Annotated in this window: 15 protein-coding genes and 1 pseudogene; 14 read left to right on the forward strand and 2 right to left on the reverse strand. The window is 62.1% G+C overall.

Annotation, left to right across the window (positions count from 1 at the left end):
* The 4 genes and pseudogenes from XdyCFBP7245_RS23700 to XdyCFBP7245_RS05450 all read left to right on the forward strand — a co-directional run.
* Positions 1–535 (forward strand): hypothetical protein (locus tag XdyCFBP7245_RS23700; RefSeq protein ID WP_211287644.1); only part of this gene is annotated, 535 nt, incomplete at its 5' end.
* Between the two features lie 5 nt (positions 536–540).
* Positions 541–987: a hypothetical protein gene (locus XdyCFBP7245_RS23705; protein WP_146091648.1), complete on the forward strand. Its 447-nt coding sequence runs from the start codon at positions 541–543 to the stop codon at positions 985–987.
* Positions 988–1,147: 160 nt separating this feature from the next.
* Positions 1,148–1,342, forward strand: a pseudogene (locus XdyCFBP7245_RS05445) (RHS repeat-associated core domain-containing protein); the annotation flags it as partial.
* Between the two features lie 1,019 nt (positions 1,343–2,361).
* The gene (locus XdyCFBP7245_RS05450) at positions 2,362–2,910 is read left to right on the forward strand and encodes a transglycosylase domain-containing protein (RefSeq protein ID WP_104614746.1); all 549 of its coding nucleotides are present in this window, start codon (positions 2,362–2,364) and stop codon (positions 2,908–2,910) included.
* Positions 2,911–3,548: 638 nt separating this feature from the next.
* Here the strand turns inward: XdyCFBP7245_RS05450 and XdyCFBP7245_RS05460 are convergent.
* Positions 3,549–5,366, reverse strand: coding sequence for a monovalent cation:proton antiporter-2 (CPA2) family protein (locus tag XdyCFBP7245_RS05460; protein WP_104614747.1), 1,818 nt, complete (start codon positions 5,364–5,366; stop codon positions 3,549–3,551).
* 420 nt (positions 5,367–5,786) lie between these two features.
* The gene (locus XdyCFBP7245_RS05465) at positions 5,787–6,614 is read right to left on the reverse strand and encodes a carbonic anhydrase (protein ID WP_104614748.1); all 828 of its coding nucleotides are present in this window, start codon (positions 6,612–6,614) and stop codon (positions 5,787–5,789) included.
* Positions 6,615–7,203: 589 nt separating this feature from the next.
* Between XdyCFBP7245_RS05465 and mgtE the strand changes: the two genes are divergently transcribed.
* The 10 genes from mgtE (at position 7,204) to XdyCFBP7245_RS05515 (ending at position 20,346) form a co-directional block, all read left to right on the forward strand.
* Positions 7,204–8,571 (forward strand): magnesium transporter, encoded by a 1,368-nt coding sequence (gene mgtE, locus XdyCFBP7245_RS05470; protein ID WP_104614749.1) that lies wholly within the window; start codon positions 7,204–7,206, stop codon positions 8,569–8,571.
* A gap of 290 nt (positions 8,572–8,861) precedes the next feature.
* Positions 8,862–11,570, forward strand: a complete 2,709-nt coding sequence (locus tag XdyCFBP7245_RS05475) for a bifunctional acetate--CoA ligase family protein/GNAT family N-acetyltransferase (protein ID WP_104614750.1) — start codon at positions 8,862–8,864, stop codon at positions 11,568–11,570.
* Between the two features lie 106 nt (positions 11,571–11,676).
* Positions 11,677–12,720 carry a DUF475 domain-containing protein gene (locus XdyCFBP7245_RS05480; RefSeq protein ID WP_104614751.1) on the forward strand — a complete coding sequence of 348 codons (1,044 nt, stop codon included), beginning with the start codon at positions 11,677–11,679 and terminating at the stop codon, positions 12,718–12,720.
* Positions 12,721–13,996: 1,276 nt separating this feature from the next.
* Complete coding sequence (locus XdyCFBP7245_RS05485; protein ID WP_104614752.1) at positions 13,997–16,495, forward strand: ribonucleoside-diphosphate reductase subunit alpha; 2,499 nt, start codon at positions 13,997–13,999, stop codon at positions 16,493–16,495.
* A gap of 177 nt (positions 16,496–16,672) precedes the next feature.
* A complete protein-coding gene (locus tag XdyCFBP7245_RS05490) occupies positions 16,673–17,716 on the forward strand; it encodes a ribonucleotide-diphosphate reductase subunit beta (RefSeq protein ID WP_006448529.1) in 1,044 nt (347 codons plus the stop codon).
* 118 nt (positions 17,717–17,834) lie between these two features.
* Complete coding sequence (locus XdyCFBP7245_RS05495) at positions 17,835–18,605, forward strand: ImmA/IrrE family metallo-endopeptidase (RefSeq protein ID WP_244907769.1); 771 nt, start codon at positions 17,835–17,837, stop codon at positions 18,603–18,605.
* Between the two features lie 13 nt (positions 18,606–18,618).
* Positions 18,619–19,113, forward strand: a complete 495-nt coding sequence (locus tag XdyCFBP7245_RS05500; protein WP_104614754.1) for a flavodoxin — start codon at positions 18,619–18,621, stop codon at positions 19,111–19,113.
* Positions 19,085–19,411, forward strand: coding sequence for a thioredoxin family protein (locus XdyCFBP7245_RS05505; protein ID WP_055847068.1), 327 nt, complete (start codon positions 19,085–19,087; stop codon positions 19,409–19,411). Before XdyCFBP7245_RS05500 ends, XdyCFBP7245_RS05505 begins: the two co-directional genes overlap by 29 nt.
* A 37-nt stretch (positions 19,412–19,448) precedes the next feature.
* Positions 19,449–19,901, forward strand: a complete 453-nt coding sequence (locus XdyCFBP7245_RS05510; RefSeq protein ID WP_104614755.1) for a hypothetical protein — start codon at positions 19,449–19,451, stop codon at positions 19,899–19,901.
* A gap of 37 nt (positions 19,902–19,938) precedes the next feature.
* Positions 19,939–20,346 (forward strand): acyl-CoA thioesterase, encoded by a 408-nt coding sequence (locus XdyCFBP7245_RS05515; RefSeq protein ID WP_104614756.1) that lies wholly within the window; start codon positions 19,939–19,941, stop codon positions 20,344–20,346.
* Positions 20,347–20,362 lie beyond the last annotated feature (16 nt).

Consider the following 20,362-nt stretch of genomic DNA (forward strand, 5'->3'; position numbering starts at 1 on the left):
TCAGCGTCGCCGAACGTCAGTTGCATGGATGATTCCTCAACACGAGGCGGGTAGTGTCGCGCATCTGCCGTGCTTTGTTCAGAGGTTCCTTAAGGATATTTTAGGTCTTCAAGATGTCGGATCTAATCCCACCCTTTCTTACTACTCTGGGTTGACTAAAAAGCCAGGAGAAAGTCGCATAGATTATTTGCATCTGTCGGCCGGAGTTTACGTTGCGAGCGCTGGCATTACTGTGGCTAGAAATAATACTGTATTCGTTGGATTTGGATTCATAAAGCCTGGAGCTCGTTCGCTTGTGAGTGGGAAGATAGGTGGATCCATTTCGGCTGGGAAAATGACCTGCGAAAAATCAGGTGCTGAGGTGGACAACTTTGTAACCGGCGCCACAACTGGTGCAGGTGCTTACTATGGACCAGGAGGGGCGCTAGTTTACAACACAGCGGGAGCGGCATTGGAGCTCGGGTTAGGCACACCAGGAGTTTCATTGCAGCCCTATGAGTATATTTTTCCTATTTGGAACTTTAAGGGCAATTAGCGCATATGAGTTATCGCGTCTTCATATTATTTTTGCTGGCCGCAGCTGTTAGTATATTATTATACGTACTAGGGCCGGAAAAAGTTACGGCTATAGTGATGGGAGATATAGATAAGAAGGTGAGTGCTAATAATCTCGCTCGCCAGTTCGAAAAATTTCCCTTAGAAGAGAATTCCAGGTTGATATCAAAAGTGGGTCTTGATAAAGGCCCGATAACTAGTTTTTCAGCTCATGTGGCCTCCACTTCAATTAATCGGGATGTTCTTAACTATTATGAAAGAAAATCTTTAGAAATGGGATGGCGGCGCGTCCTTAAAAATGACAAAGAACTGAAGTTGTGTAAGAGCGGCATTAGTTTGATAGTTCAAATGATGCCATCAGAAAGTGGATCCAAGTATTACTTGGGATTGACTTGGGTGCTGTATAAGAATCACCCAGCATTTTGCCTTTGATCGCCATGAAATTATTTAAATCGGATATCTGGGTAAAATAGGGTGGTTGCTAGCGTATTTGAGTCTGGCTATGGGGATGGGTGTTTTAGATATAATCGATATCTGTCATGTGCGCCTCTATCTTAGGGCAGATAATATTTGCAAGTTGGAAGAGGTGGCCGACTACGACACCAACGACGCACCCAAGCAACAAGCGGTCTGGCTGGACGACCTACCGGTAGGCCTGCTGGCCAACGGCGGTCAACTGCACTACGTCGAACCCGATCACCTCGGCAGCCCACGTGTGGTCGTCGATGCTGTCCGCGATGTTGCTGTGTGGAATCGGAGCCTGAAGGGCGAAGCCTTCTGCAACACGGTGGATATGGGGTACAGAAAAGAAGTGAAGTGTTAGACGGGAATCACTTGGATGGATTCAAGAAGTATCACGAAGCCGAAGGGGATACTGTTGGGGTCCAGTGTAGAGACATAAGCAAAAATCAGCAGAAACAGATTAGACGTCAGGTCAGGATGTCTCCAACTGCGACCGGTCCGACATGTGCTTTTAACGTTTCCAACGTTCTGAGCGCTTCGGAAGTCTTCAATAACTTCGAAGGGTCCGTATTTCCAGGATCGTTGTCGAGAGGACTTCGTGATGCAACGGTCAAGTAGGCCGGTTTTAGTAGTCTGGGTTGCCACGTTTTTTTTAGTTTGGGCGTGGATAGCAGGGCTGGAGCTTAGAGCTCCGGCAGTCCTGTTTGCAGCTCTCCAAAGTGCCGCTGTTCTTGGCGTTGGCCTTGCGCTACGAAAAGCCAGCGGTGGAACGATTGTTGGCTTGATTTTGTCGGCGTTGTTGGGTTGGTTAATGAGCTTCCTGGTGAGCATTGTTTTGGAGTGGACGTTCTCTCCTCAATTTCATTCTTCAATCAGTCAGCATGTGCGATTTGGCAGCATTCACTCTCAAATGTAGGGCTGGTTTGTTGCTTCGGTCATGTATTTAGGGATTTTGCAGGGCCCCTTAGTGTTTTGTTCGTTAAGAATGCGAAAGGGTCGTAGGCTGGGATGACGCGAAGTGCAATCCCAGCACCATTTGAAAGCGAATCAGAGGAATCGATCATGTTGCATAATTCAATCGAGTATCTCGTCTCGGATAACGAATTTATCTAGCAACACTTGAAAAAAATTGCGATGCTGAAAAGGGATTTATCAAGCAGCATTGGATGGGGTGCGGGCTGCCTCGGCAGCTGAAGGAGCCACTTCCAGAAAATGGCTAGGTGAGGGCGACATCACTAGTATTCCGATGGCGCGCACGAAAGCAAGTGGTTTGGCTGGACAATTGTTCAATCTACCTGCAGGCTCGCTGAGTTGGATAAGATCTTAAAGTGAACGGGATTTGCGATGAAATTTCATTCAAGGGCGCCGAGTTTTATTGCCATCTCGACCCTAGTTTTGCCCATCCTTGTAGTCGTCGCTTACGACGTTTTCGTATTCTCGCCCCGTTTGGGCGATATCCGGGCCATTCTTGTTAGTGCGGATCCTTTTGACCGCTCCCCACCGCCGAATATTCGGCGGTATATCCAAGTACTGCATCGGGGGGATGCAGCGCCCTCGGCTCTAGTCGCAATGCGGTTGCGCAAGCGCTTTCTGCCGGGCAGCACTGGATTTTGGTCACGTATGGGTGAATTGCTTTGGGGGAAGCTTCTCTGGCTACATCTGTCGCAGGACGAGGTTATTGCACTCTATTCGACTCTTGCCTATAACGAACAGGGCAATGGTTTGAACGCTTTGTCTCATCATCTGTTTGCAAAGCCACTGAATACCCTGACAGAGCAGGAGGCGGCAACCGTGGTTGCCTATACGTGGGCACCGAGCATCTACAGGCTTCATCCAGAGCGCCTTGTAGGACGTCGCGACGGATTAATTCAGAGGGCGCGCAGCAGACGCTAGCAGTTCCGCTGTATCGCGAAGGCGGCTTGTGGAGTCAATCCAGTGGATAAAGTTTCCTGATTAGCCCTGACCTTCAGCTGCAGCACCTCCGCGCTTATCGCTAAACCCGCCCCATGCAAGGCCGCGATGGGGTCCTGGCTGAAAGAACCTCGGACCGGCTCCTCGCGTCAACGGCGCCGAGAGCGGACATCATGGAAAACATTAGGAAAACGAAGCTATTTGCAGGACTGCAACAAACATCCAGCTGAGGGTCAGGGCTAATCAGGTAAAGTTTTGCAGTCAATAAAGACGCTATCTTGCTGGCTACTATTCGCTGCTGGCGCTGTCTTGCTGGGTGCGGGAATCAGCAGTGTGTTAGCCACCTACGGTGTCAGCGACTTTGCACATGATTTGCGCGGTGAGTGGGCACACCTGACTGCTCCGATTTGCGTGGGCACGGGCCTTCTGCTGGGCGGGTTGGGCACACAGCGCCTTATCGGCTCTTGTGGGTACACGCGTTCGCAGATTGGCCTTGCAACTGTGATTGCGGCCTGCGTGTCGTGTGGCTGGTTCACTTGGCGATTCAGCGAGGGCGTTTGATTGTCATTCGGTCAAACGCGCTGGCAGTGCGCATCTGGTTATGAGTTTGCCAAGCGCATTTACGCATCGCGCGTGGCCGACACTGCCACGTCATCCCCATCCACATCCGCCTTGACGTCGGCTTCGAACAGGCGCATCAGGTCTTCGCGCGCATCGCGCGAGGTCTGCAGCACCTTGGCTTCGTCGTCGTAGACCAGGTGTTGCGCACGCATCAGGTCTTCGTCGTGCTTGCGGAAGCGTTCGATGTGTTCGCGCGCAAGCGTGTCGGCCACGCCGAGCGAGGTCAGCACGCGTCCACCCAGTTCCAGGCTGGAGGCGAAGACTTCGCGGAACGGTTCGGCGCCCAGGTCCATCAGTTTCCAGGCGTGTTGGCGGTTGCGCGCGCGCGCCAGCACGGTGGCCTGCGGGTAGAGGCGGCGGATCAGCCGCACCGTCTTGATGTTGGTTTCCGGGTCGTCCACCGCAATCACGAACACCTTGATGCGGTCGGCGCCGGCGGCGCGGAGCAGGTCTGGCCGGGTCGGGTCGCCGTAGTACAGCTCACCGCCGAAGCGGCGGATATCCTCCACCGTGTCGGGGTTGTGCTCCAGCGCCACGAACGGCACATGGCGCGAGGTGAGCAGGCGGGCCACTACCTGGCCAAAACGGCCCACGCCGGCGATCAGCACCTGCGGCGACTGCGCATCGATGGTATCGAAGGGGCGCTCGGACTTGGGCACCTGTACCCGCAACGGTCCGTTGAGCAGGCGCTGCATGCCGAGCAGCAACAGCGGCGTCAGCGCCATCGAGACGCCGACGATGGCCACCAGGCGGTCGTGATTGGCCGGATCCAGCAAGCCGACGCGATCGGCCTCGTTGAACACCACAAACGCGAATTCGCCGCCCAGCCACAACACGCTACCCAGCATCAGGCTGCTGCGTAGCGGCAGCTTGGCGACACTGCCGATACCGACCAGCAGCGAGAACTTCACCACCAGCAAGATCGCCACGCCGGCGGCGATCAACCCCGGCTCGGCGATCACGCGATTGAGGTCGATGCCCATGCCCACCGAAATGAAGAACAAGCCCAGCAGCAAGCCTTCGAACGGTTCGATCTGCGATTCGAGTTCGTGGCGGAATTCCGAATCGGCCAGCAGTACCCCGGCGATGAAGGCACCCAGGCTGGCGCTCAGCCCGGCTTCCTGCATGATCCAGGCGGTACCCAGCACCACCAGCAACGCGCTGGCAGTGAATACCTCCGGCATGCGGGTGCGCGCCACCACGTTGAACAGATAGCGCAACACAAAGCGCCCGCACAGGATCACCAGCGCCAACGCGGCAATCGCCTTGGCCACATCCGGCCAGGCGAGGGTGGCGTTCTTGCTGCCGCCGAGCAGCGGAATGGCGGCCAGCAACGGGATCGCGATCAGATCCTGAAACAGCAGGATGGCGAAGGCCAGTCGTCCGTAATCGCTGCCCAGCGCCTTGCGTTCGGCCAGCAGTTGCAGGCCCACCGCGGTGGAGGACAGCGCCAGCGCCACGCCGACGATGAGCGAGGTTTTCCAGCCCAGGTTGCCCAGCATCAGCAGGCCGCCCAGGATCGTGGCCGTTACCAGCACCTGGGTGGCGCCGGCGCCGAACACCGAATGGCGCATTACCTTCAGGCGGGCTGGCGACAGCTCCAGGCCGATCACGAACAGCAGCATCACCACGCCGATTTCGGCCGCGCCGCTGATGCGCTCGGCATCCTGCACTACGCCCACACCATCCGGGCCCAGCACCACGCCGGCGACCAGATAGGCCAGCACCGCGCCAAGGCCAAAGCGCTTGAACACCGGTACCGCCACGATGGCGGCCAGCATCAGGACCAGAGCCAGTTCCAGGCCACCGCTATGCATGCACATTCTCCGTTGAGGTGCGCATTATGCCGCCCGCAGCGTCTAGTCAGCTTGCACCAACGTGCCGGAGCGCTGCCGATGCGCATCGCATGCCACGCGTGGTGCGCTGCTGTGACGTGCCGCATGGCCATGCAACCGGCTACGCCGGCACGCGCGGCCATGCGGCGACCGCAGTGTCGAGCATCCGCCACCTGGCCGAACCGGTGTGCCGGCTGCGATCAGATCGCACCCTCTAAGCGCGTAAAACCAGCGACTGCGCATGCGATAGCAGCACGCCGAGCGGCTTGCGCGGGGCCACTGCGCAGCTGCAAGAGGCGTGCGGCCGGTGTGCTGTGCGGCGGAATGCACGGGGCATCTCACTGCGCCGTTCATCCTCGCCGTGTGGCCGTGTGGCCGCCCGCTGCGCTTGGTTGGCTCCGCTCAGTGGCTCTTGAGCAGGAAGCGTCGATCCAGCGGCTGCAGCGGCCGGGCGTTGAATGGGTAGACGCGCTCGAAGGCGTTGATCTGCTCTTCGGACACCTGCACCGGCTGCTCGAGCACCACCCAGTCCACCGTTTCGCTGCACGGCGGTGTGGTCAGCGAGCCTTCGTAGCGATAGAAGCGGCGTTGCTGCTTGGGCGGAAGGAAATCGCTGGCACGCACCGAGGCGTTGGCGACCTGCCGGGTCTGGTTCCTGTCCTTGGGCATGGCATCCAGCACCCGCTGGAATGCAGGATTGGCCTTGCCGGTTTCGAAGAAGACCGCCAGCACGCCCAGGGTTCCATCCGGGCCCTGGTGCACGATGTGCGCCTCCATCGGGAAGCGCCGCCCGTTCAACAGGTGCTCGCTTGGGTGATGGAAGTGCAGCTGCAACGCGGTGTACTGCTTGCCGCCGATGACCATGGTGCCGCCGTCATGCAACTCCAGCTGGATGGAATGTCCGGTGTTGCGCACCGCCAGCGGCACGGCGGCGTAGTTCAACTCCAGCGTGCCCAGGTTGGCGTCGACCGCCCCTTTCAGATCGATCGGGCTGTTTTGTTGGCCGTTGCCGCATAGCGCGTTTTCCTTGGCCAGTTCGGCCCAGTGCTCGGCGCCTTCCGGACCGGTGTAGCCCCACTCATGCCCGGCGTGTTGGGGGGTTTCGTGCGCCTCCACCGGCGGTGTTGCAGGCAGCGTGCTCTGCGCCATGCCGACCGTGCCCCAGCCCGCGGCGGCGCATAGACACACTTGACGGAAACGGCGTAGCAAGGACGAGAGAGAAGACGGCATTGGGGATCCCTGAGCAGCGACGGGAGCGGTTGGACGCGATGGCGCGCGCTCTTCCACGAGAATCTGCGATGGGTTGGCTGTGCCAAGAAGCCGACTGTACCGATTGCTGTACGGCACACCACAGTTTTGCGACGGCCGGTGCGATGCCTCCGACCAGCTCGACCTCTTGGCGCGGCTGGCCGCAGCCGGCAGCATCGCAGCGACAGGTTGCAGGTGCGCGCCTGCACCCACGCGGAGGTGTCACGACGATGGCACCTCCACGCAACCGCGCACTCGCCCTCTGCGCGGCGTCAGTCGCGCGTTGTCGACGGGGTGAGCGGCATGGCGTGCGCCAGCGACGTGCAGTGCAGGCTCGGCATGCTGGACGCCCAGTGAAGCGGGGCGGCTGCGAAGGATTGACCAAGCGGGCGCAGGCGCGCAGACTGCGCCGCGCCGCCGCCCGGATCACCGGTCGGTGCGCACCTTTCGGAGCCTTTACTCATGTCCAGCGACAGTCACCCTAGACCCGGGTCGATGACCCAGCTGGCGCGCGCCTGAGGCTCAGGTTCGCCGGCTGTCATCGACGACGGTCGTCACCAGGCGAACCACCATGTACAACGAAACCCTGCGCCTTGCCCAAGGCGTCGATGCCTTGACCGCACCCCTGGCCGAGCTCAACACGGCCGATGCGGTGGAATACCTCAACACGCTCGATCGCGACGATGCGGCGCATGTGCTGGCCGCGTTGCCGCCGCCGCGTGCGGTGAAGTTGCTCGAACAACCCGAGCTGCGCGATGCCAGTGCACTGGTCGCCCTGCTGCCGGCCGAGCAGGCCGCCTCCTTGCTCGGGCAGATGGCCGACGACCGCGCCACCGATATCTTCCACGGTCTGGATACCGAGCAGCGCCAGCCGCTGCTGTGGTTGCTCAGTGCCGAGGCGCGGCTGTCGATCCAGGCGCTGATGCGCTACCCGCCCAACACCGCCGGTGCGCTGATGACCACCGAATTCGTGGCGGTGTCCTCCGACTGGACAGTGGGCCGCACCTTGCAGCACATCCGCGAAGTGGAGCGCAGCCGCGAGACCGTTTACGCCATCTATCTGCTCGACCCGGCCACCCGCGTGCTGCAGCAGGTGGTCACCATGCGCCGGCTGATCACCGGCGCGCCGGAGGCACCGATCCTGGAGGTGGCGCAGGTCAATCCGCCGGTCACCGTGGACCCGGCGCTGGACCAGGAAGAAGTGGCGCGCCTGATCCGCCGCCACGACCTGCTCGCGATCCCGGTGGTGGATGCGCGCGGGCATGTGCTGGGCATCGTCACCGTGGACGATGTGCTCGACGCATTGATCGCCGAATCCACCGAAGACGTGCACAAGTTCGGCGGCATGGAAGCGCTGGACAAGCCCTACATGCACATTGGGTTTGGCCAGATGATCAAGAAGCGCGCCGGCTGGCTGAGCGTGCTGTTTCTGGGCGAAATGCTCACCGCCAGCGCCATGCAACACTTCGAGGACGAGTTGTCCAAGGCGGTGGTGCTGACCTTGTTCATTCCGTTGATCATGAGCTCGGGCGGCAACTCCGGTTCGCAGGCCACCTCGCTGCTGATCCGTTCGCTGGCGCTGCGCGAAATTCGCCTGGGCGACTGGTGGAAAGTGGCGCTGCGCGAGCTGCCCACCGGGCTGACCCTGGGCGCGATTCTGGGCGTGCTGGCGATCGTACGCATCGCCATCTGGCAAACCGCCGGCCTGTACGACTACGGCCCCCATTGGCAGATGGTGGCGCTGACCATCGGTGCGGCGCTGATCGGCATCGTCACCTTCGGCTCGCTGTCCGGCTCGATGCTGCCATTCGTGCTGCAACGCTTCGGCTTCGATCCGGCCAGCGCCTCGGCACCGTTCGTGGCCACGCTGGTGGATGTCACCGGCTTGGTGATCTATTTCAGCATTGCGGCGGCGATCTTGAGCGGCACGTTGTTGTAAGACAGGGCGATACAGGCCTGGCGAGCAGTCGCCAGGCCTGTCTCTATGTGGGACGTGTCTAGGTGGACCGAGAGGGTGATGTCTGCGCGCTGCGCGCACGGATATCGATGACTTCGTCCCTGGCGCATCAGATCAGCAGCATGGCGTATCGCCGAATGTGGCAACGCCTGTAGCGCACCCCCGGTTGCGGTAGGTCCCTAGGCTTGGCACACGCGTGCTGCACAGCGCGCCCATGCCTGGATCCATCAGTGCGTGTACCGTAGCGCGATGGCAGTGTTCTCCCCCGCACAATGAGTACCTATCACCTGCAACAGGTCTTCCGCCCCAGCACCGTTGCGGTGGTGGGTGGTAGTCCGCGCGATCGCTCGGCCGGGCGGGCGGTGGTGCGCAACCTGCGCGCGGCCGGCTTCCCCGGGCAGATCGGTTGGGTGAGCCCGCGCTACAGCGAGATCGATGGCGTGCGCACGGTGGCGCGCTTGACCGATCTGCCGTGGATACCGGACCTGGTGGTGATCACCGCGCCGGCGCGCATCGTGCCGCGCATCGTCTCCATTGCCGCGCGGCGCGGGGTGGCAGCAGCCATCATCCTTACCGCCGGTTTGGGCCGTGGCCCCGGCTCGCCGGCCGCACGCATGGAAGCGGCCGCTCGCGCCAAGGGCATGCGCATCCTCGGCCCGCATTGCCTGGGGGTGATCGCCCCGCATGCGCGGCTCAATGCCAGCATCGCCGCGCACTGCCCGCAAGCCGGCGATCTGGCGCTGATCTCCGAATCCAGCGCCATTGCCGCTGCCTTGGTGGAGTGGGGCGTGGCGCGTTCGGTGGGGTTCTCGGCGGTGGTGTCGCTGGGCGATACGCTGGATGTGGACTTCGGCGATCTGCTCGATTACTTCGCCACCGACTACCGCACCCGCGCGATCCTGCTCTACGTCGAACGCATTGGCGATGCGCGCAAGTTCATGTCGGCCGCGCGTGCGGCCGCGCGTGCCAAACCGGTGGTGGTGGTCAAGTCCGGCCGCCAGTTCCGCATCAATCCCAATGCCGACACCCACGCGCAGGCGCTGGCCGGCTCGGATGCGGTGTATGGCGCCGCGTTCGCGCGTGCCGGGCTGCTGCGCGTTGGCGCATTGGACGAGTTGTTCGCCGCGGCCGAAACGCTGGGCCGGCTCGGCAGCTTCCCGGGCCGGCGTCTGGCCATCCTGAGCAATGGCGGCGGGGTGGGGCAGCTGGCGGTGGACCAGTTGGTGCTGCGTGGCGGCACCTTGGCCGAGTTATCGGCCAAGACCCTGGAGCGGCTGGACCAGTCGCTGCCGGAAGGCTGGTCGCGCAGCAATCCGGTGGACATCATTGTCGACGCCGATGGCGCGCGCTATGCCGCGGCGATCGAAGCGCTGCTGGACGATCCCGAAAACGACGCCTTGCTGGTGGTCAACGTGCCCACTGCATTCACCTCCTCGGCCGACGCGGCCAAGGCGCTGACCCGCGCGCTGGAGCAACGCAACCGCTATCAGCGCGACAAGCCGGTGTTTGCGGTGTGGCTGGGCCAGGACGACGCGGCGATCGCCGCGCTCAACGCCGCGCGCGTGCCCACCTACGCCACCGAATCGGATGCGGTGCGCGGCTTCACCCACCTGGTGCGCTATCGCGAGGCGCAGGCGGCGTTGATGGAAACCCCGCCCAGCCTGCCGGAAGACTTCGTGGTGGATGCCGGCATCGCGCGCGCGGTGGTCGATGAAGCCTTGGCGGCGGGTCGGCGTTGGCTGGACCCGGTGGCGACCAACCGGCTGCTGGCGGCCTACGGCATCCCGATCGTGCCGTTGCAGGTGGCCACCACTGCCAACGAGGCCGCCTTGCTGGCCGACCCGCTGCTGGCAATGGGGCGCACGGTCACCTTGAAGGTGTTGTCCGGCGACATCGCGCACAAGTCCGACGTGGATGGCGTGCGCCTGAACCTGTCCAGCGTGGCGGCGGTGCGCGAGGCGGCGGCCGGCATCCTGGCGCGTGCCCGCGCCGCGCTGCCGAACGCAGTCATCGAAGGGGTGATCGTGCAGCCCACCGTGTTGCGGCCCAAGGCGCGCGAGTTGATCGCCGGCATTGCCGACGACCCGGTATTTGGCCCGGCGATCGTGTTCGGCCGCGGCGGCACCGCGGTGGAGGTGATCAACGACCGCGAACTGGCGCTGCCACCACTGGATCTACGCCTGGCGCACGAGCTGATCGGCCGCACCCGCGTTTCGCGCATCCTCAAGGCCTATCGCGACGTGCCGGCCGCCGACGAGCGCGCCGTGGCGCTGGTGCTGGTCAAGCTGGCGCAGCTGGCGGCCGACATCCCGGAAATCACCGAGCTGGATATCAACCCGCTGCTGGCCGACCGCGATGGCGTGATCGCGCTGGACGCCCGCGTGGCGGTGGCGCCGGCGCGCAAGCTGCACAAGGGCCGCGGCCATCCGCGTTTTGCGATCTTCCCGTACCCGAAGGAATGGGAGCGCCAGATCGCGCTCGGCGATGGCACCCATGCGTTGGTGCGCCCGGTGCGCCCGGAAGACGATGCATTGTTCCGCGCCTTCTTCGCGCGGGTCACCGACGAAGACCTGCGGTTGCGGTTCTTCCAGTCGGTCAAGCATTTCAGCCACGAATTCATCGCCCGCCTGACCCAGCTGGACTACGCGCGCTCGATCGCGCTGGTGGCCATCGACCCCAAGACCGGCGACATGCTTGGCGCGGTGCGCCTGCATGCCGACGCCGATTACGAGCGTGGCGAGTACGGCATCCTGATCCGCTCCGACCTCAAGGGCCACGGCATCGGCTGGCAGCTGATGCGCATCATGATCGAGTACGCACGCTGGCTGGGCCTGAAGCAGATCGAAGGCCAGGTACTGCGTGAGAACCGCACCATGCTGGCGATGTGCCAGAGCCTGGGCTTCGGCGTACGCCCGGATCCGGACGATGCGACCCTGATGGCGGTGACACTCCCTATAATGGGCGAGCCGCGCCCGGCCTGACGTTGCGTCACGCCGCGGTCCCCCATCCTCCACCGCACGCCGGATCTGCCGGGCTTTGCCCTGGCCCGTTGTTCCGGCTGTCGTCTCGGCCCGCCTGGGAGTGTCAATGTTTCGCGAGTTCAGAATGTCGTTGTTGGTCGCTGCCGTCTGCCTGGGCGTTGCTGCCTGGTGGGGCCACACCACCTCAATGGGCCTGTGGCAGGCGTTGTGGCTGTGCCTGGTGCTGAGCGTGCTGGAGGTGTCGTTGTCGTTCGACAACGCGGTGGTCAATGCCGGTGTGCTCAAGCACATGGATGCGTTCTGGCAGAAGCTGTTCCTCACCGTGGGCATCCTGATCGCGGTGTTCGGCATGCGCCTGGTATTCCCGATCGTGATCGTGTCGGTGGCCACCGGCATGGGCCTGGTGCCGGTGATGCAGATGGCGCTCAAGGAGCCGGACCGCTATAGCCAGGTGCTGACCGACAACTACCCGTCCATCGCCGCCTTCGGTGGCATGTTCCTGTTGCTGGTGTTCCTCAACTTCCTGTTCGACCAGGAGCGCAAGCTGCACTGGCTCGGCCCGGTGGAGCGGCTGGTCGGCAAGCTGGGCAAGGCCGATGCGATGTCGGTCATCGTGGCGGTCACGGTCCTGCTGTGCACCAAGCTGTTCCTGCCCGAGGCGATCTTCCAGAGCGTGCTGTTCGCCGGCTTGGGCGGCATCCTGCTGTATCTGCTGGTGGGCAGCGTGGATGCCTTGTTCGAGTCCGAAGAGAGCGAAGACGGCAGCATGGGCCCGGCCAAGCGCTCGGGCATTGCCGCGTTCTTGTACCTGGAAGTGCTGGACGCCTCGTTCTCGTTCGACGGCGTGATCGGCGCGTTCGCGATCACCCGCGACGTGGTGATCATCATGCTGGGCCTGGCGATCGGCGCGATGTTCGTGCGCTCGATGACGGTCTATCTGGTGCACAAGGGCACGCTGGACGAGTTCGTGTTCCTGGAGCACGGCGCGCATTACGCCATCGGCGTGCTGGCGATCATCATGCTGGTGGGTACCGTCTACCACGTGCCGGAAGTGCTGACCGGCCTGATCGGCGTGGCCTTCATCGCCGCCTCGGTGTGGTCGTCGATTCGCTACCGCAAGCGCCACCACATCGGCCCGACCGAGATCTGAAGCTGCGCACCGGCCGCGCCCAAGGCGTCACGCTGTTCACTTGAGAGCGGCCGGACTGCGCCTTCGTGGCCATCGGACGGACGTGTGCCGCTAGTTCTGTGGCTTGGCTGCAAGGCCCCTCCCTGCCCGCGGCGCTGTGAGTTTGCTGCAGGGTCCTTGCCCGCCCACCATCACGGGACACGCCGTGAATCCGTCCCTGGAGGCTCTTACGCGGCATCCATGCCGCGTAAGGTCCCGCGACGGTGGGCGGGCAAGGACCAGTCGAGATGGTCGGTATGCACGTAAAAAGTAGTGCTTGATGCGCGTTGTCGGATCATGACGCGCCTGATCAACGTTTGATATGCAACGCGCTACAAACCGCTTTCACGCGACCACCGACCAACGTTCTGGTGCGGTGTCCTCACCGATTGCGGGACCGTTGGCGGCATGGATGCCGCCACCGAGCCCCCAGGGACGGGTTCACGGCGTGTCCCGCGAGCGGTAAGGGCACCGCGCCCTCGACCTGGATTCGGCAGTGGCGAGGTCCTCGCGTTGCCGGGCGTACCACGCGACATCGCTCCGCGTCGGTCAATCGCCCGGGCGATGCTTGGTTGCGGGGCTCCGTACTGATGAAGTGTGTTGGCGCGTGTTGCGGATATGCCGCCGTTTGAGCAGCGCGCCAGGCGTGCGGTGCCGGCTGAGGCAGTGACGGCCAACTGTGACCGGCTTCAGCCTCGATGCGTGTCGCAGCCAACCCAACCGAACCCAACTGGTCGGCAAAAATGCCGGTTTGGGCCTTGACTGCGCAGTCGACTTGGCGGGTCCTGCGGCCTGGCGACGACCGTTCGTCAGACAGTGCTTTGTGCCACAAGGGTTTGCGGGTTTTTCCCACATTTGGTGTTGACCCCTCCCAGGTACCCCACTATCTTGGGGCAGTCGGTGGTTGGTTGCCCAAGGTGGCCGGACCAGTGGGAGCATCTATCGCGGCAGGGTCGCGGTCGAAATGGCCTCCCAGCCGCGGTCGCATTCATGACTACAAGCCATCCGGGCAGCGTCTGGACCTGGCGACGTGGTCCTGTTGCGCCGCTGTTGTTTCGCCACCGACCACCACGCGACAGCACACCGCGCGGTGGCGACCGTGGAATCTCCGGTAAGGAGATGGCTGGTGATGGCGATGCCGCCGCAGACTGCGTGTCTTGCGTGCTGGTCGTCCCGCACCGCCATCGCTGTCCAGGGAGTCCGGAACCGGTCGCAGCCCGTCCCCGAGCGGGTTCGTGTGCCTACGCATGGAGGACGCATGACCACCAACGACACCCTTGCCGCGATCGCCGCCGGTACCCTAACCAACACCAGCGTTCCCGCCAGTGTCAGCGCGCCCGCCTGCAGCGCGCCGGAGTTGACCGACCCGTCGGACGTCGTGCCGCCCCCCCGCCAAGCCATTGCAATGCACGCACAGACCATCGAAGAACAAACCGTCTCCACCTGGATCACCAAGGAAGCGGGCAACCGCAAGATTCCGTTCGAGGCCGAGCGCCTGGACCGCGCGATCGACCAGATCCATGCCGAATTCCCGCAGCTGGACGTGGCCGACTACAAGCGCTCGGTGTTCGGCTTTGTCGAGCGCAAGGACAGCGTCAACGCCGACGACCTGGTCGACCATCTGATCCGCGAGGCCGAAGCCCGCGTCGATCTGACCACCCCGGAGTGGGAGCACTTCGCCGCGCGCCTGTACCTGCGCCGCCTCTACAAGCGCGCCAGCCGCAACCGGTTCTACGACGCCAGCCAGAAGTACGGCTCGTTCGTCGGCCTGCAGGAAAGCCTGGCCGACCGCAATGTCTATTCCAACGACATCCTGCGCCGCTATTCCAAGGACGAGCTGATCGAAGCCGGCAAGATGATCGAGCCCGAGCGCGACAAGCTGTTCGCCTATAACGGCCTGTATCTGCTGGCCACCCGTTACCTGGCCACCGACAACTCGCGCGGCGTGTTCGAGCTGCCGCAGGAGCGTTGGCTGACGATCGCGCTGTACCTGATGCAGGACGAGATCGGCACCGGCAAGGGCAGCCGCGAGCGCCGCATGCAGCTGGTGGGCGAGGCCTACTGGGCGCTGTCCAACCTGTACATGACCGTGGCAACGCCGACGCTGGCCAATGCCGGCAAGGTCGGCGGCCAGCTGTCGAGCTGCTTCATCGACACCGTCGACGACAGCCTGCAGGGCATCTACGACTCCAACACCGACGTGGCGCGCGTGTCCAAGCACGGTGGCGGCGTGGGCGCGTACCTGGGCTATGTGCGTTCGTCCGGCTCGGCGATCCGCGGCGTGTCCAATTCGTCTGGCGGCGTGGTGCCGTGGATCAAGCAGCTCAACAACACCGCCGTGTCGGTGGACCAGCTGGGCCAGCGCAAGGGCGCCATCGCGGTCTATCTGGACATCTTCCACCGCGACATCGAAGCGTTCCTGGACCTGCGCTTGAACAACGGCGACCAGCGCCTGCGCGCGCACGACGTGTTCACCTCGGTGTGCATCCCGGACCTGTTCATGGAAGCGGTCGAGCGTCGCGGCGACTGGTACCTGTTCGATCCGCACGAGGTCAAGCGGGTCAAGGGCTGGTACCTGCAGGATTTCTACGACGAGAAGAAGGGCGACGCCAACAGCAGCTTCCGTCGCAAGTACGAAGAAGTCGTTGCCGACGAGCGCATCACGCGCAAGACCGTCAAGGCGATCGAAATCTTCAAGCGCATCATGGTCAGCCAGCTGGAAACCGGCAACCCGTTCATGTTCTATCGCGATGAAGTCAATCGCAAGAACCCGAACAAGCACGAGGGCATGGTCTATTCGTCCAACCTGTGCACCGAGATCCTGCAGAACATGAGCCCGACGCGGATGATGCAGGAGATCATCAGCGGCAATCAGATCGTCACCACCAAGAAGGCGGGCGACTTCGTCGTGTGCAACCTGTCCTCGATCAACCTGGGCCGCGCAATCATCGCGCAGGACGACCAGGCCGATCTGCTGGGCGCCGACGTGCTGGAGCGGCTGATCCCGATCCAGGTGCGCATGCTCGACAACGTGATCGATCTCAACCAGCTGCCGGTGCCGCAGGCCACGATCACCAACCAGAAGTACCGCGCCATCGGCCTGGGCACCTTCGGCTGGCATCACCTGCTGGCGCAGAAGGCCATCCATTGGAATGCCAAGGAAGCCGAGGATTACAGCGACGAACTGTATGAGCGCATCAACTACCTGACCATCCAGGCGAGCATGGAGCTGGCCAAGGAAAAGGGCACCTACAGCGTGTTCCGCGGCAGCGACTGGCATAACGGCGAGTACTTCCGTGCGCGCGATTACAACAGCCCGCAGTGGCTGGAGTTGTCGGCACAGGTGTCGGTCAATGGCGTGCGCAATGCGTGGATGCTGGCCGTGGCGCCGAACATGAGCACCGCACAGATCGCCGGCTCCACCGCGTCGATCGATCCGATCTACAGCGCGTTCTACTACGAAGAAAAGAAGGACTTCCGTCGTCCGGTCGCCGCTCCGGGCCTGTCGCTGGAAACCTGGCCGTACTACGAAAAGGGCGCCTACAAGGTCGACCAGTTCGCCAGCGTGCGCCAGAACGCGCGTCGTCAGCGCCACATCGACCAGTCGATCAGCTTCAACTTCTATGTGCCCAGCACCATCCGTGCGAGCACGTTGCTGGATCTGCACATGACCGCCTGGCGCGAAGGCTTGAAGACCACGTACTACGTGCGCTCCAACGACATCGACATCAGTGAGTGCGAGTGGTGTTCGAGCTAAAGCGCATTCGCGCTTTCGCTCCCCACGGTTCGCAGTGCGAACGGTGGGCCCCGGCTCATCAGCACCCACACCCCGCGCTTTTGGCGCGCCCCCTGACTCAGGGGGCTTTCCTCCAGAACGATTTGTTGTCGCCGTTCCCGTTTGTACGTGCGACGCCTGAAAGACGAGTAGAGACCCATGTCCGCAACACCGCTTGAGCGCATCAAGATCCTGGAGCCGCGTCATCCCAACCGCTCCACCGCCATCATCAATGGTCAGACCTCCGGCATCCTCAACTGGAACGACATTCCGTATCCGTCCTTCTATCGGGCGTACAAGGAGCTGTCGACCAACTTCTGGATCCCCGACGAGGTGGACATGAAGGGCGACGCGCGCCAGTACAACGAGCTGTCGGCGCGCGAGAAGAATGCCTACGATTCGATCATCGGCTTGCTGGCCACGCTGGATTCGCCGCAGACGCGCTTCATCTACAACGTCGCCGAATACATCACCGACCCGGCCGCGCATGCCAATGCCGCGATCATCGGCCAGCAGGAAGTGATCCATAACGAGAGCTACAGCTACGTGCTGGCCTCGATCACCGGCCTGGCCGATCAGAACCGCGTGTTCGAGCTGGCCCGCACGCACCCGACCATCATCAAGCGCAATGCGCCGATCATGGGCGCCTACGACGACTTCCTGCGCGACAAGACCGCCGAAACGCTGATCCGCGCGCTGATCCAGTCCTCGATCCTGGAAGGCATCAACTTCTATTCCGGCTTTGCGTATTTCTACAATCTGGTCCGCCAGAACCGCATGACCGGCACCGGCAAGATCATCAGCTTCATCAACCGCGATGAGCTGGCGCATTCCAAGTTCATCAGCGAGCTGATTCGCGCCATCATCGGCGAGAACCAGGCGCTGCAGGGCGACCAGCTTACCGACTACGTGCACAAGGCGTTCGAGCACGCGATCGATCTGGAAACGGTGTGGACCGCCGAAGTGCTGGACGGCATCGACGGCATCGACGTGGACGAGATGATCCGCTACGTGAAGTACCGCGCCAACAAGATGGCCGGCATGCTCGGCATCGAGAAGCTGTACGAAGGCGCCAACGACAACGTGATGCCGTGGATCAAGGCCTACGCCGACAACTTCACCGAAACCAAGACCGACTTCTTCGAGATGCGCAATGCCTCGTACAAGAAGACCAATTCGGATAATGGGTTCGACGACCTCTGAGGCGGAACTATCAACACCTCTCTGTAATTTTACTCACAAGTACGGGGGCACCATGAGCAAGCGATTGGATCCACGCATCTCGTCTAGTCGCATGCGACTGGGGGACCCGTACGCGCACATGGAAGAAATTGAGGAGTGCTGGCAAGCGGGCAATGACCAGGATAGGTATCGATTTGCGAGTTCGGATGGTAAGGCCTTCTCTACAAAGAAAAGTCATAGCTTTGAGTCGATAGAGGCACAGGCTAAAAAGTTGCAACGCGCGATTTGGAAGAAGCGGACAGATCTCGGGCTTAGCCAGAACGTGCACCCGATTGATGTCTTAGATCCGCAGCTTGCCGCTGAGCTTCTGGACTTCGACTTCACCCTTCATTCTAGTCTTGGTTGGATGATCAACGGCAGCCGCCAAGTTTCGGTCGCGGGCATGATTGATCAATCGACTCGATCCATCCAAATCGCAACGGATGCTGATCCGAGAGTCATGCGTTTCACTGCGGCTCATGAGATAGGCCACGCAATTCTTCATCCCGATCAAACAGAGCTACATCGGGATCAGCCGTTAGACGGAGTTCGGCAAGCACGCAATCGAACCGAACTTGAGGCAGACAAGTTCGCGACCTACTTTTTGCTGCCACAGAAACTTCTTACTGAAGAATTTAAGTCTCGCTTCCTGGGTGTTTTCGCCCTCGATGAGCAGACCGCCTTTGCTCTACTGAGCAAGCCTATTTCCAAAGTGATTGAAGCTCTTCCGACTCTCCGTCATGTCTCTAGAAAGCTTGCGAGTACGACTTATTACAACGGCTACCACTTCGTATCGTTGTCGGAGTCTTTTGGAGTCAGCATCGAAGCAATGGCCATTCGCCTCGAAGAACTAAAGCTAGTTATTGAGTAATTGCTTCTCCGAAATGCGCATCCTCCTCGCCCACACTTCGCTCAGTGGCAACACCCGCGACGTTGCGCGCGCGATCCACGCGCGCTGCGAGGAACTGGGGCACGAGGTAACCTGGATCGATGCCGATATCCAGACGCTGACGCAGGCGTGCCCTGATGGCGCCGAACACGATCTCTACATCCTCGGCAGCTGGAGCATCAACGCCGGGCGTACGCCGCCGGAGATGAAGCGCTTCATCGAGCAGCTCGTCAACGCGGTCGGCAAGCCGGAGCGCCTGGCGGTGTTCGGCACCGGCGAGACGCAATGGGGTGAGGAGAACTACTGCGGCGCCGCCCGGCGCATCGCCGCGTTCTTCGGCTCGCGCTATCCGCGGCTGGAGATCGAACAAATGCCCCACGGCGAACGCGACGCCACCAAGATCCAACACTGGACCGACACCATTCTTGCTCTTACCGACACACCGTTCGAGAACACCTCCCATGCAAACGCTCCACGCCTCCACCCCTGACGACTACGTCGCCGCTCTTGCTGCGCATCCGCGCTTGCTGGTCGACTACTACAAGGACAATTGCCCGGGCTGCAAGATGCTCGACATGTCGCTGACCAAGTTCGCCGCGAGCGAGGACGCCGCAGGCGTCGCACTGCTCAAGGTCAAGCTGGAAGTGGTTGGCGAGGAGTTCTTCCGCAGCCTGGGATTGCGGCAGACGCCGACCTTGGCATTGTTCAAGGACGGCGCCGAAGTGACGCGTCTGCCCGGCTTCCAGTCGCCGGCGCAGGTTGAAGCGGCGGTCCGCAGCGGCCTGTGATGGCGACGGGCGCCCGGTCGATGCGAGGCGCCCGGCGATGAACACGACCGTCACCATCGTCGCCTGGAGCTTCCTGCTGGCGGGGCTGGGGTTGTTGACCGGTGCGGCGCTGTTGCCGGATCAGGCGCGCTGGATCCTGTTACTGCTGGGCGTGGCGTTCGGCGGCGTGGGGGGCGGCATCCTTGGCTATCGCGGATGGCATGCGCGGCGTGCTGCGTGGTTGCGCCGGCATGGCACGGTGGTGGAAGCGCGCTTCGTGTGCATCGAACACAATGCGTCTTTGCAGGTCAACGGTGTGCACCCGTTCCGTATCCTGGCCCAACGCCACGACCGCACGCACACCACCTTGACCGAGTATCGCAGCGATAACCTGTGGACCGATCCGCAGCCGTTCCTCACCGATGGGCAACCGCTGCGCATCTTCGTCGATCCGCAGCGTCCGGCGCGCTACCACATGGACCTGAGTTTCCTGCCGACGCTGCGCAGCTGATCGGGCTGGCTTTTCTTCCTTTTCCGGTACCGCCTTCATGACCAGCGCCACACCCGTTCCGCCGACCGAAGTGCGCATGGTCGAAATCGTGTTCCCCAACCACACCAATCACATGGGCACGCTGTTCGGCGGGCAGGCGTTGGCGTGGATGGACAAGGCCGCGTTTCTGGCCGCCTCGCGCTATGCGCGGCGTGCGGTGGTGACCGCGCGCTCGGACCAGGTGGATTTCAAGCTGCCGATCCGCCAGGGCCAGATGGTGGAAACCATCGCGCGGGTGGTGTCGGTGGGGCGCAGCTCGATCAAGGTGGAAGTGGAACTGATTGCCGAAGACCTGCTCAGCGGCGCGCGCGAGCTGTGCACCCGTGGCCACTTCGTCATGATCGCGCTCGGTGACGATGGCAAGCCGACGATGGTGCCGCCGTTGCCAGCTGCTGGCGCTAGCTGATCAGGACCGGCGCGGT

The sequence above is a fragment of the Xanthomonas dyei genome (assembly GCF_002939865.1).
Lineage (GTDB): Bacteria > Pseudomonadota > Gammaproteobacteria > Xanthomonadales > Xanthomonadaceae > Xanthomonas > Xanthomonas dyei.

Coding starts and splice junctions, on each gene's coding strand:
- XdyCFBP7245_RS05500 (WP_104614754.1), top strand. CDS start 18,619: ATGCGCATCCTCCTCGCCCACACTTCGCTCAGTGGCAACACCCGCGAC.
- XdyCFBP7245_RS05505 (WP_055847068.1), top strand. CDS start 19,085: ATGCAAACGCTCCACGCCTCCACCCCTGACGACTACGTCGCCGCTCTT.
- XdyCFBP7245_RS05490 (WP_006448529.1), top strand. CDS start 16,673: ATGTCCGCAACACCGCTTGAGCGCATCAAGATCCTGGAGCCGCGTCAT.
- XdyCFBP7245_RS23705 (WP_146091648.1), top strand. CDS start 541: ATGAGTTATCGCGTCTTCATATTATTTTTGCTGGCCGCAGCTGTTAGT.
- XdyCFBP7245_RS05495 (WP_244907769.1), top strand. CDS start 17,835: ATGGAAGAAATTGAGGAGTGCTGGCAAGCGGGCAATGACCAGGATAGG.
- XdyCFBP7245_RS05480 (WP_104614751.1), top strand. CDS start 11,677: ATGTTTCGCGAGTTCAGAATGTCGTTGTTGGTCGCTGCCGTCTGCCTG.
- XdyCFBP7245_RS05510 (WP_104614755.1), top strand. CDS start 19,449: ATGAACACGACCGTCACCATCGTCGCCTGGAGCTTCCTGCTGGCGGGG.
- XdyCFBP7245_RS05460 (WP_104614747.1), bottom strand. CDS start 5,366: ATGCATAGCGGTGGCCTGGAACTGGCTCTGGTCCTGATGCTGGCCGCC.
- XdyCFBP7245_RS05485 (WP_104614752.1), top strand. CDS start 13,997: ATGACCACCAACGACACCCTTGCCGCGATCGCCGCCGGTACCCTAACC.
- XdyCFBP7245_RS05450 (WP_104614746.1), top strand. CDS start 2,362: ATGAAATTTCATTCAAGGGCGCCGAGTTTTATTGCCATCTCGACCCTA.
- XdyCFBP7245_RS05515 (WP_104614756.1), top strand. CDS start 19,939: ATGACCAGCGCCACACCCGTTCCGCCGACCGAAGTGCGCATGGTCGAA.
- mgtE (WP_104614749.1), top strand. CDS start 7,204: ATGTACAACGAAACCCTGCGCCTTGCCCAAGGCGTCGATGCCTTGACC.
- XdyCFBP7245_RS05475 (WP_104614750.1), top strand. CDS start 8,862: ATGAGTACCTATCACCTGCAACAGGTCTTCCGCCCCAGCACCGTTGCG.
- XdyCFBP7245_RS05465 (WP_104614748.1), bottom strand. CDS start 6,614: ATGCCGTCTTCTCTCTCGTCCTTGCTACGCCGTTTCCGTCAAGTGTGT.